Source organism: Afipia massiliensis, from assembly GCF_001006325.2.
Lineage (GTDB): Bacteria > Pseudomonadota > Alphaproteobacteria > Rhizobiales > Xanthobacteraceae > Afipia > Afipia massiliensis_A.
The window spans coordinates 1,017,160-1,031,193 of the sequence record NZ_LBIA02000001.1; the positions used below are offsets into that span (position 1 = coordinate 1,017,160).

Annotated in this window: 10 protein-coding genes and 1 pseudogene; 5 read left to right on the forward strand and 6 right to left on the reverse strand. The window is 63.5% G+C overall.

Features of this window, described 5'->3' with window-relative positions:
• Nucleotides 1-65 precede the first annotated feature (65 nt).
• Nucleotides 66-3,077: a bifunctional proline dehydrogenase/L-glutamate gamma-semialdehyde dehydrogenase PutA gene (gene putA, locus YH63_RS04760; RefSeq protein ID WP_046828596.1), complete on the forward strand. Its 3,012-nt coding sequence runs from the start codon at nucleotides 66-68 to the stop codon at nucleotides 3,075-3,077.
• A 151-nt stretch (nucleotides 3,078-3,228) separates the two neighbouring features.
• On the opposite strand, the gene YH63_RS04765 is transcribed toward putA, so the two are convergent.
• The 3 genes and pseudogenes from YH63_RS04765 to YH63_RS04775 form a co-directional block, all read right to left on the reverse strand.
• Nucleotides 3,229-3,726: a TPM domain-containing protein gene (locus tag YH63_RS04765; RefSeq protein ID WP_046828595.1), complete on the reverse strand. Its 498-nt coding sequence runs from the start codon at nucleotides 3,724-3,726 to the stop codon at nucleotides 3,229-3,231.
• A 14-nt stretch (nucleotides 3,727-3,740) separates the two neighbouring features.
• Nucleotides 3,741-4,310: pseudogene (locus YH63_RS04770) on the reverse strand (TPM domain-containing protein); the annotation flags it as partial.
• Nucleotides 4,301-4,933 carry a LemA family protein gene (locus tag YH63_RS04775; protein WP_046828593.1) on the reverse strand — a complete coding sequence of 211 codons (633 nt, stop codon included), beginning with the start codon at nucleotides 4,931-4,933 and terminating at the stop codon, nucleotides 4,301-4,303. The gene YH63_RS04775 and the pseudogene YH63_RS04770, both read right to left, overlap by 10 nt.
• Before the next feature lie 205 nt (nucleotides 4,934-5,138).
• Here YH63_RS04775 and YH63_RS04780 point away from each other — a divergent pair, with 205 nt between their 5' ends.
• The gene (locus YH63_RS04780; RefSeq protein WP_046828592.1) at nucleotides 5,139-5,996 is read left to right on the forward strand and encodes an enoyl-CoA hydratase; all 858 of its coding nucleotides are present in this window, start codon (nucleotides 5,139-5,141) and stop codon (nucleotides 5,994-5,996) included.
• Between the two features lie 7 nt (nucleotides 5,997-6,003).
• Here YH63_RS04780 and YH63_RS04785 read toward each other — a convergent pair whose 3' ends face one another.
• Entirely contained in the window at nucleotides 6,004-7,884 is a 1,881-nt protein-coding gene (locus YH63_RS04785) for an ABC transporter ATP-binding protein/permease (RefSeq protein WP_046828591.1), read from the reverse strand.
• 165 nt (nucleotides 7,885-8,049) lie between these two features.
• Between YH63_RS04785 and rpmE the strand changes: the two genes are divergently transcribed.
• Nucleotides 8,050-8,277, forward strand: a complete 228-nt coding sequence (rpmE, locus tag YH63_RS04790) for a 50S ribosomal protein L31 (RefSeq protein WP_019199795.1) — start codon at nucleotides 8,050-8,052, stop codon at nucleotides 8,275-8,277.
• 231 nt (nucleotides 8,278-8,508) lie between these two features.
• Here rpmE and YH63_RS04795 read toward each other — a convergent pair whose 3' ends face one another.
• Nucleotides 8,509-9,015: a DUF1465 family protein gene (locus tag YH63_RS04795; protein WP_046828590.1), complete on the reverse strand. Its 507-nt coding sequence runs from the start codon at nucleotides 9,013-9,015 to the stop codon at nucleotides 8,509-8,511.
• A 340-nt stretch (nucleotides 9,016-9,355) separates the two neighbouring features.
• The gene (locus YH63_RS04800; RefSeq protein ID WP_046828589.1) at nucleotides 9,356-9,547 is read right to left on the reverse strand and encodes a DUF1192 domain-containing protein; all 192 of its coding nucleotides are present in this window, start codon (nucleotides 9,545-9,547) and stop codon (nucleotides 9,356-9,358) included.
• A gap of 243 nt (nucleotides 9,548-9,790) precedes the next feature.
• On the opposite strand from YH63_RS04800, the gene YH63_RS04805 reads away from it, so the two are divergent.
• The gene (locus YH63_RS04805) at nucleotides 9,791-10,789 is read left to right on the forward strand and encodes an NAD(P)H-quinone oxidoreductase (protein WP_046828588.1); all 999 of its coding nucleotides are present in this window, start codon (nucleotides 9,791-9,793) and stop codon (nucleotides 10,787-10,789) included.
• A 149-nt stretch (nucleotides 10,790-10,938) separates the two neighbouring features.
• A complete protein-coding gene (locus YH63_RS04810) occupies nucleotides 10,939-13,911 on the forward strand; it encodes a sensor domain-containing phosphodiesterase (protein WP_046829752.1) in 2,973 nt (990 codons plus the stop codon).
• Nucleotides 13,912-14,034: the final 123 nt, after the last annotated feature.

Below are 14,034 nucleotides of genomic sequence, written 5' to 3' on the forward strand. Positions count from 1 at the left end.
GCGAATTTGTCTATCGATCCACGGCAGGCATCGGATGTAGAATTTGGCAACCCCAAGAGGACGCCATGCTCGACCGCTCCGCCCCCGGCCAACCCTTCTCAGCGCCCTTTGCGGCCGATGACAGTGAGATCGCCGCGCGCCTGCTGGCGATGCGTTCGCTGTCCGCCGAACAGAATGCCCGTATCGACACCATGGCGACGCGGCTGATCGAGGCGGTGCGTGGCCACGATGGCGGCTTCGGCGGCGTCGAGGACATGTTGCGCGAGTTCGCGCTCTCGACCAAGGAAGGCCTCGCCCTGATGGTGATGGCCGAAGCGCTGCTGCGCGTGCCCGACGCAGCTACGGCGGATCGCTTCATCGAGGACAAACTCGGCCAGGGCGATTTCGCGCATCACAAGACGCGATCCCATGCGCTGCTGGTCAATGCCTCGGCGTGGGCGCTCGGCCTCTCCGCGCGCGTGATCCAGCCGGGCGAAACCCCGCAGGGCACCATCGGCCTGATCGCCAAGCGGATCGGACTTCCCGCTGTGCGCGCCGCGACCCGGCAGGCGATGCGCCTGATGGGCAACCATTTCGTGCTCGGCGAAACCATCGAAGCGGCGCTCGCGCGTGCAGCGAATGACGACCGCCCGCATCATCACCATCGCTATTCGTTCGACATGCTCGGCGAGGGCGCACGCAGCGCCGCTGATGCCGCGCGCTATTTTGAGTCCTATGCCGCGGCGATCGAGGCCATTGGTGCTGCCGCGGGCGACAAGGCGCTGCCGGACCGGCCGGGAATCTCCGTCAAACTGTCCGCACTACATCCGCGCTACGAACCATTGAGCCGGTCGCGGGTGATGACCGAACTCGTGCCGTTGACGCTCGATCTGGCCCGTCGCGCCAAAGCACATGACATGAACTTCACCATTGACGCCGAGGAAGCGGATCGCCTCGAACTGTCGCTCGACGTCATCGATGCGGTGTTCGCCGACCCCTCACTGGATGGCTGGGACGGATTCGGGCTCGCGGTACAGGCCTATCAAAAGCGCGCCGAGGCCGTGATCGACCACGTCCACGCCCTCGCGGAGCACGCCAACCGCCGCATCACCGTGCGCCTGGTGAAAGGCGCCTATTGGGACACCGAAATCAAGCGCGCGCAGGAGCGCGGGCTTGACGGCTATCCGGTCTTCACCCGCAAGGCGATGACGGACCTCAATTACATCGCCTGCGCGCGAAAGCTGCTCGCATTGCGCCCGCGCATTTTCCCGCAATTCGCCACCCACAACGCGCTGTCGGTGGCGACCATCGCCGAGCTGGCAGGCGGCGATGACGGCTTCGAATTTCAGCGCCTGCATGGCATGGGCGACGCGCTTTACGCGCAGCTTCATGCGGACCGACCGGGACTCGCCTGCCGCACCTACGCGCCGGTCGGCAGTCACCGCGATCTGCTCGCCTATCTGGTCCGGCGGCTTTTGGAGAACGGCGCCAACTCGTCCTTTGTTGCTTTGGCCGCGGACGACAGTGTCCCCGTCGCTACGCTGCTGGAACGCCCGGAGCAAATGATCCGGGCACCGGATCAGGCCCGCAATTCCCGCCTGCCGCTGCCCGGCGAGCTGTACCTGCCACGCATCAATTCACGCGGCATCGAATTCGGAGATCGCATGGCGCTGGACAGCCTGCTCCAAGCCGTTGGCAGCGAGGTCTTGCCAACTGCCGCAGTGACCAACGCGACCGAAAAAGACGCTGCGATTGCCGTCGCCTTGGCCCGCACCGGTTTTACGTTCTGGAGCCGGACGTCCGCAGACACCCGCGCCACGGCGCTGGAGCGCGCAGCGGAGCTGCTGGAACAGCGGATGCCGCGCTTCATCGCGTTGCTACAAACCGAAGGCGGCAAGACCATCGACGATGCCGTGTCGGAAGTCCGCGAGGCGGTCGACTTCTGCCGTTACTACGCCATCGAAGGCCGCAAGCAGTTCGGCGATGGTCTCTCTCTCCCCGGCCCGACCGGCGAGAGCAACACGCTGCGATTACGCGGGCGCGGCGTGATGGTGGCGATCTCGCCGTGGAATTTTCCGCTGGCGATTTTCGTTGGTCAGGTGGCTGCGTGCCTGATGGCCGGGAACGCCGTAGTTGCCAAGCCCGCCGAACAAACCCCGCGCATCGCTGCGGAGGCCGTGGCGCTGCTGCATGAAGCAGGTATTCCGGACACGGCGCTTCATCTCGTGCAGGGCGACGGCAAGATCGGCGCAGCTTTGGTGGCAGACGAACATATCGCCGGCGTGGTATTCACCGGCTCCACCGACGTCGCACGATCTATCAACCGTACCCTCGCCGCAAAGGACGGCCCGATCGTGCCGCTGATCGCCGAGACCGGCGGCATCAACGCCATGATCGTCGATGCGACGGCGCTGCCCGAGCAGGTCGCCGACGATGTGGTGACATCGGCCTTCAGGTCGGCCGGACAACGCTGCTCGGCGTTGCGGCTGCTGTTCGTGCAGGACGATGTCGCGGACCGCATGATCGAAATGATCGCAGGCGCGGCGCGCGAACTGACCGTCGGCGAGCCGCGCGATCCGGCGACGCAGGTCGGCCCCGTGATCGACGCCGAGGCGAAAGCGCGACTCGACGCGCATATCGCTCGGATGAAAAGCACGGCGCGCGTGCATTTCGCCGGAGAAGCGCCCGCATCAGGTAACTTCGTCGCGCCGCATATCTTCGAGTTGCAGAGCGCGGATGAACTGACCGAGGAAGTGTTCGGCCCGATCCTGCATGTGGTGCGCTACAAGGCTGCGGATTTCGCGCACGTGCTGCAATCCATCGCGTCAAGCGGCTACGGCCTGACGCTCGGCGTGCATTCGCGGATCGACGACACCGTGGAAACCGTGGTGGAGCGGCTGGCGGTGGGCAATGTCTACGTCAACCGCAACATGATTGGCGCGGTGGTCGGCGTGCAGCCGTTCGGCGGGCACGGACTGTCAGGCACCGGACCTAAGGCGGGCGGCCCGCATTATCTGCCCCGCCTCGCCACCGAGCAGACGGTGACCATCAACACCGCGGCCGCAGGCGGCAATGTCGGATTGATGACGAAGGAGTAAGAATAAAGCTCGCGAGTCTCTCGTTCGTCATGCCCGGCCCTGTGCCGGGCATCCACGTCTTCTTCCTTCTGACAGCAACAAAGACGTAGATGGCCGGGACAAGCCCGGCCATGACGATCAGGGGTTAAAGCGCTCGTTCACAACAATTCCCCTACATCACCACCGGCTTGTCCGGCAGTTCATTGCGCGGCGCGCCGCTGGCCGGAAAATGTTTCGCGAGCAGCCTGGTGACGGCAGCAACACCCGTCAGCACCCCGCCCTCAAAATTTCCGGCACGGAATTCCGTTTCCATCAGGCGGCAGATGGCCTCCCACTCCGCCTGCTGGACCTTCTCGTTGATGCCCCGGTCGGCGACGATCTCGACATCGCGGTCGGCGAGCAGCAGATAGATCAGAACGCCGTTGCTGTTCTCGGTGTCCCACACCCGCAGATTCGCGAACACATCGATGGAGCGCGCACGCGCCGACTGGTCCTTGAACAGCGGCACACCGTCGAGTGCGCCTTCCACTGCGAAGCGGATCTGGCCGGTATGAAGCGCCTCGCTGGCCTTGATGGCTTTCTCGATGTTGGTGAGTGCCTGGCGCGGAAATGCGCGCCGGACCCGCCAACGGTTGAGAAGAAGATGCCTGCCGATGCGCTTGATACCCATTGTTGTGCTCTCGGCTACCAACTGCCCGATGCGCCGCCGCCGCCGAAGCTGCCGCCGCCTCCGCTGAACCCGCCGCCCGAACTGCTCGATCCGCCCGAGCTAAATCCGCCGCCGTAACCGCCGCGGCCACCGCCGCCGGATGATACGATACTGTCACCAATCATCGTAACAACGAAGGCGATCAATCCGCCGATAGCGGCGATCGACAAGGCACCCAGGAAGAACCAGATAAAGAACGCGACCCCGCCGCCGGCGACAAGCGACCCGAGCAAACGCCCAAAGATCGCCCTGAAAATGCCGCCGCCAACCAGCACGACGATCAGGAGAAATGGAAAGTACTCGCCGATCAAGCCGAGATCGGGCAGTTCGCCCTCGGGCTTTGGCGCGGGCAGCGGCTCGCCGTCGATCACCTTGAGGATGCGATCCGCGCCGTCCGAAATGCCGCCGGCGAAATCGCCGCTCCTGAATTTCGGCGTGATGATCTCGTCAATGATCCGTTTCGAGGTGGCGTCGTTCAGCGCGCCTTCGAGGCCATAGCCGACTTCGATGCGCAGCTTGCGGTCGTTCTTGGCGATCAGCAGCAACGCGGCGCTGGCGCGGCTGGAGCGGCGGGCGGCGGCGCGTTGAAATCGACCTTTGGCGCGGTAGAAATCGACTTCTCGTTTTCCACGGTGAAGTTGGCCTTTTCCTTGTAGCCGAACACCATCGCCGTCAAGTTGTTCGGGAAGGTCCGGATGCCGACGTTATAATCCTGCACCGCCTTGATGTAGCGGTTGCGCGCCACCGCGATTCGGTTCTCGGTGCCCTCAAGCTGCGCCACCAGATCGCGGAACAGCTGATCGGATTTCAGCTGCGGATAGTTTTCCGTCACCACCAGCAGGCGGGAAAGCGCGCTGGTCAGTTCGCTTTGGGCCGCCTGGAATTTCTGCAGCGCCGCCGGATCGTTCAGCACTTCGGGCGTCACCTGCACGCTGCCGACCTTGGCGCGCGCATTGGTCACGCCGAGCAGCACGTCCTTTTCCTGCTGCGCGAAGCCTTTGACGGAGTTGACGAGGTTCGGCACCAGATCGGCGCGGCGCTGATACTGGTTGACGACTTCGGACCAGCCCGACTTCACCGATTCATCATTCTGCTGGATCGCATTGTATCCGCAATTGGTGAGGCTCAGCGACGCGAGCGCTGCGAGGACCGTCAAAATCTTGCGCATGAATGATCTCCATTAAAACGCCGGGCGCCGGCAAATGAACGAACAGGCGGGTGACCTTACGATGGTCCTGTGACGACGAGCATACACACTCACACACTTCAGGTGAACCTTGCGGAACATGACAGGGTTGCGCAAGGTTTCGCTGGCAACAGACCTTGCTTGCGTTCAAAGTTCTGTTTCGAAACCAACCATCGGAGCAGCGACCATGACCGCCATCGCCACGACCGGCTCCGAAACCGTGATCGACACCGGCACCGAGGAACTGCTTTGCGTGGTGCGCGAGCGCGTCGCGGTCATCACGCTCAATCGTCCGCATGCGCGCAACTCGCTCTCTGACAATCTGACCCCGGCGCTGCGCCGCATGATCAAGCTCTGCGGCGAGGACCCGAATGTCGGCGCACTGCTCATCACAGGTGCGGGCGAGGCCTTCTGCGCCGGCGGCGACGTCAAGGGCATGGGCGGCAAGAGCGGCAGCAGCAACGCACCCGAACTGACCTTCGACGAAAAGGTTGCGCGGCTGCAGGAACGTCAGCGCACGCTGACCGGCGCGCTGGTCAATGTCCGCAAGCCCACCATCGCGGCGCTGCCCGGCCCCGCCGCCGGCGCCGGACTATCGCTGGCGCTGGCCTGCGACCTGCGCATCGCCGCAGAGTCAGCCTTCGTCACCACGGCCTATGTGAAGATCGGCCTCAGCGGCGATTACGGCATGTCGTGGCTGCTGACACGCCTCGTCGGCACGTCGCGCGCGCGGGAGCTGATGTTCTTCGGCGAGAAGATCGACGCCAGGCGGTGCGAGGTTCTGGGCATCGTCAATCGCGTGGTGCCCGACGACAAGCTGCGTGAAAAAGCCTTCGCCATGGCGAAGCAGCTCGCCGAAGGCCCTGCGACCGCGTTGCGCTTTCTGAAGGACAATCTCGACGAAGCGCTGATGAACGATTTTCTCACCTCGCTCGATCATGAGGCCGAGCGCATGGTGCGATCCGCTGGCACCGCGGATCACAAGGAGGCCGTGAAGGCCTTCGTCGAAAAGCGCAAGCCGGTGTTCAAGAACGCCAGCAACTAGCGTCCAGTCACACGCCTTCGAACTGCAACCGCGCGAGGCGCGCATAGAGGCCGTTCGCCGCCACCAGCGACGCGTGGGTGCCCTGCTCGACGATGCGGCCGTTCTCTATCACCAGGATACGGTCGCAGGACAGGACAGTGGCGAGGCGATGCGCGATCACCAGCGTGGTGCGGTGGCTCATCAGCTCTTCCAGCGCGGTCTGCACCAGCGTCTCGCTTTCGGCGTCGAGCGACGACGTCGCCTCGTCCAGCAGCAGCAGCGGCGCATCGCGCAGGATGGCACGCGCAATCGCAATGCGCTGGCGCTGTCCGCCGGACAACGTGACGCCGCGCTCGCCAAGCTGCGTATCAAAGCCCAGCGGCAACCGCGTAATGAATTCGGTGGCGTGGGCCAGATCGGCAGCACGCGCGACCTCTTCATCGCTGGCGTCGGGACGTCCGAAACGGATGTTTTCGCGGGCGCTGGTAGCGAACACCGCCGAATCCTGCGGCACCAGCGCGATGCGTGACCGCACCGCGGACGGATCAGCCTCGCGGACCGGAACGCCATCGACCGAGATCATCCCGGAGGCAGGATCATAGAACCGCAGCAGCAGGTGGAATAGCGTGCTCTTGCCCGCGCCCGACGGTCCGACCACCGCAACCTTCTCGCCGGCCTTCACCGCGAACGACACGCCATCGACGGCAAGATGATCGGGCCGCGTCGGGTAGGAGAACCGCACATTGTCGAACACGACGTCGCCGCGCGGCGGCACCGGCAGCGCGCGAGGGTTCGCTGGCGCGGCGATGTCCGGCTTGATGCGCAGGATTTCGAACAGCCGCTCCGACGCGCCGGAGGCCTGAGAAATCTCGCCCCATACCTGACTGAGCTCGCCGAGTGCGCCCGCCGCGAACGCAGCATAGAGAATGAACTGGCCCAGCGTTCCGGCGGTGATCTGACGGGTCAGCACATCGTGCGAGCCGATCCAGAGGATCGCCACCACGCTGGTAAAAATCAGGAAGATCACGGTCGCGGTGAGGAATGCGCGGGCGCGGGTCGAACTGCGCGCCGCGACATAGGCGCGATCGACTTCCTTGCCGAACCGCGCCTCGGCCAGCCGCTCGTTGGTGAAAGCCTGCAGCGTGCGGATCGCGCCGATCAGTTCGGAGGCATAGGATGATGCATCGGCCAGCGTGTCCTGCGCGCCGCGCGACAGTTTCTGCACGCGGCGGCCGAATGCGACCAGCGGCAGCACGATCAGCGGAATCACCGCCAGCACGAAGCCGGACAGTTTGGGGCTGGTGATAACCATCATGGCGGACGCGCCGACGAACAGCACGAGGTTGCGCAGCGCGATCGAGACCGAGGCGCCGACCGCGGACTTGATCTGTGTGGTGTCGGCCGTCAGGCGCGAGACCAGCTCGCCGCTGTGCGCGGTGTCAAAGAACGACGGCGACAGCGATGTCAGATGTTTGAACACATCGCGACGCAGATCGGCGACGATCCGCTCGCCCAAGGTAATGACGAGGTAGTAACGCGCGGCACTGGCGCAGGCGAGCACGGCCACGACCGCGATCATCACCGCGAAGTAACTGTTGATCAGCGCGATGCCTTCGGGGCTGAAACCGAAATCGATCATGCGGCGCACCGCAAGCGGCACCGCAAGCGTCGCCGCCGAGGCGACGATCAGCGCCACCAACGCGCCGAGTGCCTGTCCGCGATAGCGCGCCACGTAGGGCGCCAGCGCCATCAGGGGCCGCAGCTTCACGCCGCGGGATTTCTTCCGCGATGTCTCCGGCGCATCAGGCGACGGCCCCGCAGCAGGCGTGGAGAGCCCTTTAACGGCCCCTGCCTCCCGCGCCAGCGCGGATGGCAGACCCGGGTCTTCTACGCGTTCCACTGCACTCATTTTGTATTGGCCGCCGTGTTGCTTTCTGGCCCTCAAATAGGCCCCATAGCAGGCGCTGGCAAATGACGTTCTCAGCTTGTTTCACGGCCTGTCCTGCGATATAGAGCGGCCAAATTCGTCCCGAACATTCCCGATCTGTGGGCGCACGGCGCCAGAGGATTTGCCATGAAAGCCGAAATTCACCCGGATTATCATACAATTAAGGTCGTTATGACTGACGGGACCGAGTACCTGACACGCTCGACCTATGGCAAGGAAGGGGACACCCTGAACCTCGATATCGACTCCAAGTCGCATCCGGCCTGGACCGGCGGCACCCAGCAGTTGCTCGACCGCGGCGGCCGCGTTTCGCGCTTCCAGAAGAAATTTTCGGGTTTCCTCAAGAAGGACTGATCCTTCTCAAGGTTCGGACAGTCCGGCATTCGATACAAAACGCCCCCGCTTTCGCAGGGGCGTTTTTCGTTTTTGGCTGCTCATACCTCAACGTCGTCCCCGCGCAGGCGGGGACCCATAACCACCGAAGGCTCTGGTGATTGCAGGAAGAACTGCATCGCCATCGCCACAAGATCGATGGCTTAGGGAGTATGGATCCCCGCCTTCGCGGGGACGACGCATTAAGAATGCTTACCGCTCGAACGCGGCCTTCAGCATGTTCATCTGCGGCACCAGCGGATTGCCGATCGAAAGGTGCTCGGACGCCGGCGTATGGATCGTCATATCGAGCCGGCGCACCTTGGATTGCAGCGCCATCGAGCGCGACACGAGTTCCTGCAATCGCTCCGGCAACTTTGCGAGCATGTCGTCCGGGCAGGGATCGGCCGCCGTCAGCTTGACCTTGGTCTTTTCGCGATTGGCCTGGTGCAGCGTCATCTCGCCTTCCTTGACCGCGCGATGCAGCAGCAGCCACGACGCCAGTTGCATCAGCCGCGTCGTCAGCCGCATGCTTTCGGTCGCATAGCTCAGGCTGACCGAGCGCTCGAGCGCCTTGGCCTCGGCGCGGCCCGGCCCGTCGAGATAGGCCGCGGTTTCTTCCACGAGATCCATGCCTTCCCGGAACAAGGTCCCGAAGGCGGGTGAATTGGTGATCCGTTCACTGAGAAGAACGAGATCGGCTGCGCCCTGGTCGGACATGGTTAACGCCTCACGCGGTTACGCTGATTTTTTTATGATGAACAAATGATTGCGCGCCCGCAGCCGGGAGTCCAGCCACTTGCGATAACAATGAGGAGATATGGTTTCCAACGGGATGCCGCACGCGGCAAAACGGGCCCGCAAAGATTAACGGAGCGGGCAAAAAAGAGCCGCCGTTTCCGGCGGCTTTTGAAAGTTGATAACAGGGAGGCGTCAAACAGAGTGGACAGGAGCCACTCGGTGTCCAAACAAGGACAATCAAAGTCATAAACCCGAAAGCTTAATACGCCGTAAATGAACGATTCCCTTTACGGTTCCTTTGCAATTGCTCGGAACCTGCTCACGATTTGAAGAACGCGTTCGCAGCATCGCGGCTGGCGCGCTTCTTTGCGGCGTCGGCTTTCAGCCGTTCGATCTCAGCCGCCAGTGCTGCAATGCGGTCTTCGATATCCTCGACCGACAGCAGCGACAGATCCTGCCCCAGTTCGTGGGTGACTTTCTTCCGCGGCTTGTCGTCGTCATCGCCGGCCATGCTTCCCTCCCGTCGTTCGCCCGATTATAGCTGCTGGCCTAGTGGAGTGGATTTGACATTCGCCCTCAGCTGGCAGCAGCTCGGCGAAGCGAATGTCAAATCCAACCTCCACTAGAAACTTATAATTCTCAGTGGTCTATCGATTCTAACATTCGCAAAATTCCTGCTGAAATGGGATGCGAATGTTAGAATCGGACCACTGGTGATATTTCATTTCCCGCCCCACCGCCGCAAGGACACATCATGGACAAGCTGCCCGCACAAATGACCGCGATCGCGATTTCGAAGCCCGGCGGCCCCGAGGTGCTGGTGCCCGAACAGCGTCCGGTGCCGAAGCCGGGACCGAATGAAATCCTCATCAAGGTTGCGGCCGCCGGCGTGAACCGTCCCGACGTGTTGCAGCGCCTGGGACTCTATCCGGTGCCTCCCGGCGCGAGCGATCTTCCCGGTCTCGAAATCTCCGGCGAAGTGGTCGCGCTCGGCGACGGCGTCACCAAGCGCAAGATCGGCGACAAGGTGATGTCGCTGGTCGCGGGCGGCGGCTACGCCGAATACTGCATCACCCACGAGACTCACGCGATGTCGGTGCCCAAGGGACTTTCGATGACGGAAGCCGGCGCGATCGCCGAAACGCTGATGACCGTCTGGCACAATGTGTTCGAACGCGGCGGATTGAAACCGAATGAGACGCTTCTGATTCACGGCGGCTCCTCCGGCATCGGCACCATGGCCATTCAGATGGCGAAGGCGCATGGCGCCAAGGTGTTCGTCACCGTCGGCGGACAGGACAAGGTCGATGCGTGTCTCAAGCTCGGCGCGGACGCGGCGATCAACTACAAGACCGAGGACTTCGTCGAAAGGATCAAGGCCCTCACCGATGGCGCAGGCGTCAACGTCATCCTCGACATGGTCGGCGGCGACTACATCGATCGCAACTACGAGGCCGCCGCAGTCGAGGGCCGTATCGTCCAGATCGCGTTCCTCGGTGGCTCGAAGGCGACGCCGAATTTCGCCAAGCTGATGATGAAGCGGCTCCACCATACCGGCTCAACGCTGCGCCCGCGCTCGGTCGCCGACAAGGCGGCCATGGTCAGCGCAATTGAGGCCAAGGCCATGCCCTGGTTTGCCGATGGCCGCGTCAAACCCCTGATGGACAGCTCGTTCCCGCTGAAAGATGCCTCAAAAGCCCATGCGCGGATGGAATCCAGCCAACATATTGGCAAAATTGTGCTGACGCTTTAGGGCTGGGGAACCCATCGAAACCCTTTGATTTGCTTCATATTCGTGGCATTTATCGCGTTTCCACCAGTTGGCCGTTCGCGGCCAGCTGTGTCTAACGCGGAGAGCTGACTTTGCGCTCGATCAGAGGCTTCGCGCTGCAAGTGTTCCACATCCGAAGTTCGCTTCGTGTCGCAGCGCTTTCTTTTCTGCTGAGCTTGACGCTCTTCGCCGCCGCGCAGCCGGCACATGCGCTCGACGCGATCAGCGTCCGCAGCGACGCGCCTGCGATCGATCTCACCGGCGTGCTCGAGTTCCAGCGCAGCGACACTGACCGTATCCAGGTGTCCACAGCGCCCGGCACCGACGGCATCGTCCGCCGCATCGAAGTGCGCGCGCGCGAAGGCGGCCAGAACTGGATCGTGTTCGCGCTGACCAACAACACCGACGACCAGCTCGACCGCCTGATCGTCGTACCGCATTACCGCATCGTGTCATCAGGATTGCTGTGGCCCGATCTCGGCCTGTCGCGCATCGCCTCGATCACGCCCTCGACCGGCGACCGCCCCGAGCGGCAGGACAACGCCACCGCCGACGTGTTCCGCATCACGCTCGATCCCGGCGCGGTGATCACGTTCGTCGCCGAACTGCGCACCGACAAGATTCCGCAGCTCTATCTCTGGGAGCCGGAAGCCTACAAGGACAAGGTCAATTCGTTCACGCTCTACCAGGGCATCGTTATCGGCATTTCCGGATTGCTGGCGCTGGTGCTGACCATCCTGTTCGTGGTCAAGGGCAGCATCATGTTCCCGGCCGCCGCTGCTCTGGCGTGGGCGGTTCTGGTTTACATCGGCGTCGACTTCGGATTCTGGGGCAAGGTGTTCGACATGTCGGCCGGCGCGGAGCGCGTGTGGCGCGCGTCCGGCGAGGCGATGCTGGCGGCGACGCTGCTGGTGTTTCTGTTCGCCTATCTCAACCTGTCGCGATGGCATGTGCGTTACTCGCACATCACCATGGGCTGGCTGGTGTTCCTCGGCGCGCTGGTCGCGCTCGCTTTGTTCGATCCTGCTGTCGCGTCCGGTATCGCGCGCATCTCGCTGGCGCTGATCGCGGTGTTTGGCTTCGCGCTGATCGTCTATTTGTCGACCCACGGCTTCGACCGCGCTGTACTGCTGATCCCGACCTGGTTTCTGCTGGTCGTGTGGGTCATCGCCGCCGGCATGACCATCGCAGGCGGCGTCACCAACGATATCGTCGGACCGGCGCTGCTCGGCGGCCTCGTGCTGATCGTGATGCTGATCGGATTCACGGTGATGCAGCACGCCTTCGCGGGCGGCGGCGCCACCAACGGCGTCGTCTCCGACGTCGAGCGCCGCGCGCTGGCGCTGACCGGCTCCGGCGACCTGATCTGGGACTGGGACGTCTCGGCGGACAAGGTGTTCACCAGCCCCGAAACCGAAGTTCTGCTCGGGCTGAAGCGCGGCACGCTCGAAGGGCCTGCCGCGAAGTGGCTCGAGGTGTTGCACCCGCTCGATCAGGACCGCTTCCGTGCGGCGCTCGACAGCGTGCTCGATCAGCGCCGCGGACGTCTGGTTCAGGACTTCCGGCTGCGGACGCCCGACGGCCATTTCATGTGGTTCGCGCTGAAAGCCCGTCCGGTGGTCGGCTCCGATGGCGAAGTATCGCGCGTAGTCGGCACGCTGACCGACGTCACCGAAAACAAGAATTCCGAAGAACGCCTGCTGCACGATTCGGTGCACGACAATCTCACCGGTCTGCCGAACCGTCAGCTTTTCATCGATCGCCTCGGCTCCGTTGCGATGTTCGCCAAGACGACGCCGAACCTGCGCCCCACCGTGATGGTGATCGATCTCGACCGCTTCAAGCAGGTCAACGATTCCGTCGGCATCGCGGTCGGCGACTCGATCCTGCTGACGCTGGCACGGCGGCTCGCGCGCATCCTTAAACCCCAGGATACGCTGGCGCGTCTGGCCGGCGACCAGTTCGGCCTGATCCTGACCTCGGAACACGAGCCCGCGCGCATCACGGCGTTCGCCGAAACCATCCGCAAGACCATCCGCGCGCCGATCGCGTTCGACGGGCGCGAGATCTTCCTGACCGCATCGATTGGCCTTGCCCTGAGCGATCCGCAGATCCCGCTGACCGAAGAGATCATCAAGGACGCCGAACTGGCGATGTATCATTCCAAGCGCATCGGCGGCGACCGCATCGACGTCTACAAGCCGGCGATGCGCGCGCGCAAGACCGACCGCCTCGCGCTGGAAGCCGAACTGCGCCGCGCCATCGAGCGCGAAGAAATCACGATTCTCTACCAGCCCATCGTGCGGCTGGAAGATCGCACCATCGCGGGCTTCGAGGCACTGGCGCGCTGGGATCACCCCAAGCTCGGCCGCATGTCGCCGTCGGAATTCATTTCGATCGCGGAAGAAATCGGCCTGATCGTCGAACTCGGCCTGTTCGTGATGGACACCACCGCCAAGCAGCTTGCGATCTGGCAACGAACAGTGCGGTCGCGCGAGCCGATTTTCGCCAGCGTCAATGTCTCTTCGCGGCAATTGCTGCGCCACGATCTCATCCACGACGTGCGCGGCGTGCTGTCGCGTTCCGCCGTGGCGCGCGGATCGCTCAAGCTCGAGCTGACCGAGTCGCTGGTGATGGAAAACCCCGAACACGCCTCCCAGATGCTGCACCGGATCAAGGAGCTTGGTGTCGGCCTGTCGCTGGACGATTTCGGCACCGGCCACTCCTCGCTTGCGTATCTGCAGCGCTTCCCGTTCGACACCATCAAGATCGATCAGTCGTTCGTGCGCACCTCCAGCCGCGGCGCGCGGCCGGTGCTGCTGAAATCGATTGTCGCGCTGGCGCACGACCTCAACATGGAAGTGGTCGCCGAGGGCGCGGAGACGGACTCCGATGCGGTCGAGCTGTTCCAGCTCGGTTGCGAATATGCGCAGGGCTTCGCCTTCGGCGAGCCGATCGACGCCGACGCCACGGTCCGGCTGCTCACGGGCGAGAAGGTTCCGCAGCCGCGCAACCGCCGTCAAAGCATCCGCAATATCACGACACCCGCTTCAACAACCGCCCCTGCACCCGCACCGGCCGTGCCCGGCCCCGGATCGGCGTAAGAAATCGGCGGAGTAAGGCACCCATTCCGCTCATTCCCGCGCAAGCGGGAATCCAGCACTGCAAAAGAGTGGGTCCCCGCTTTCGCGGGGACGAGCGGAGATGGAATCTGACGCGGGTGTAAC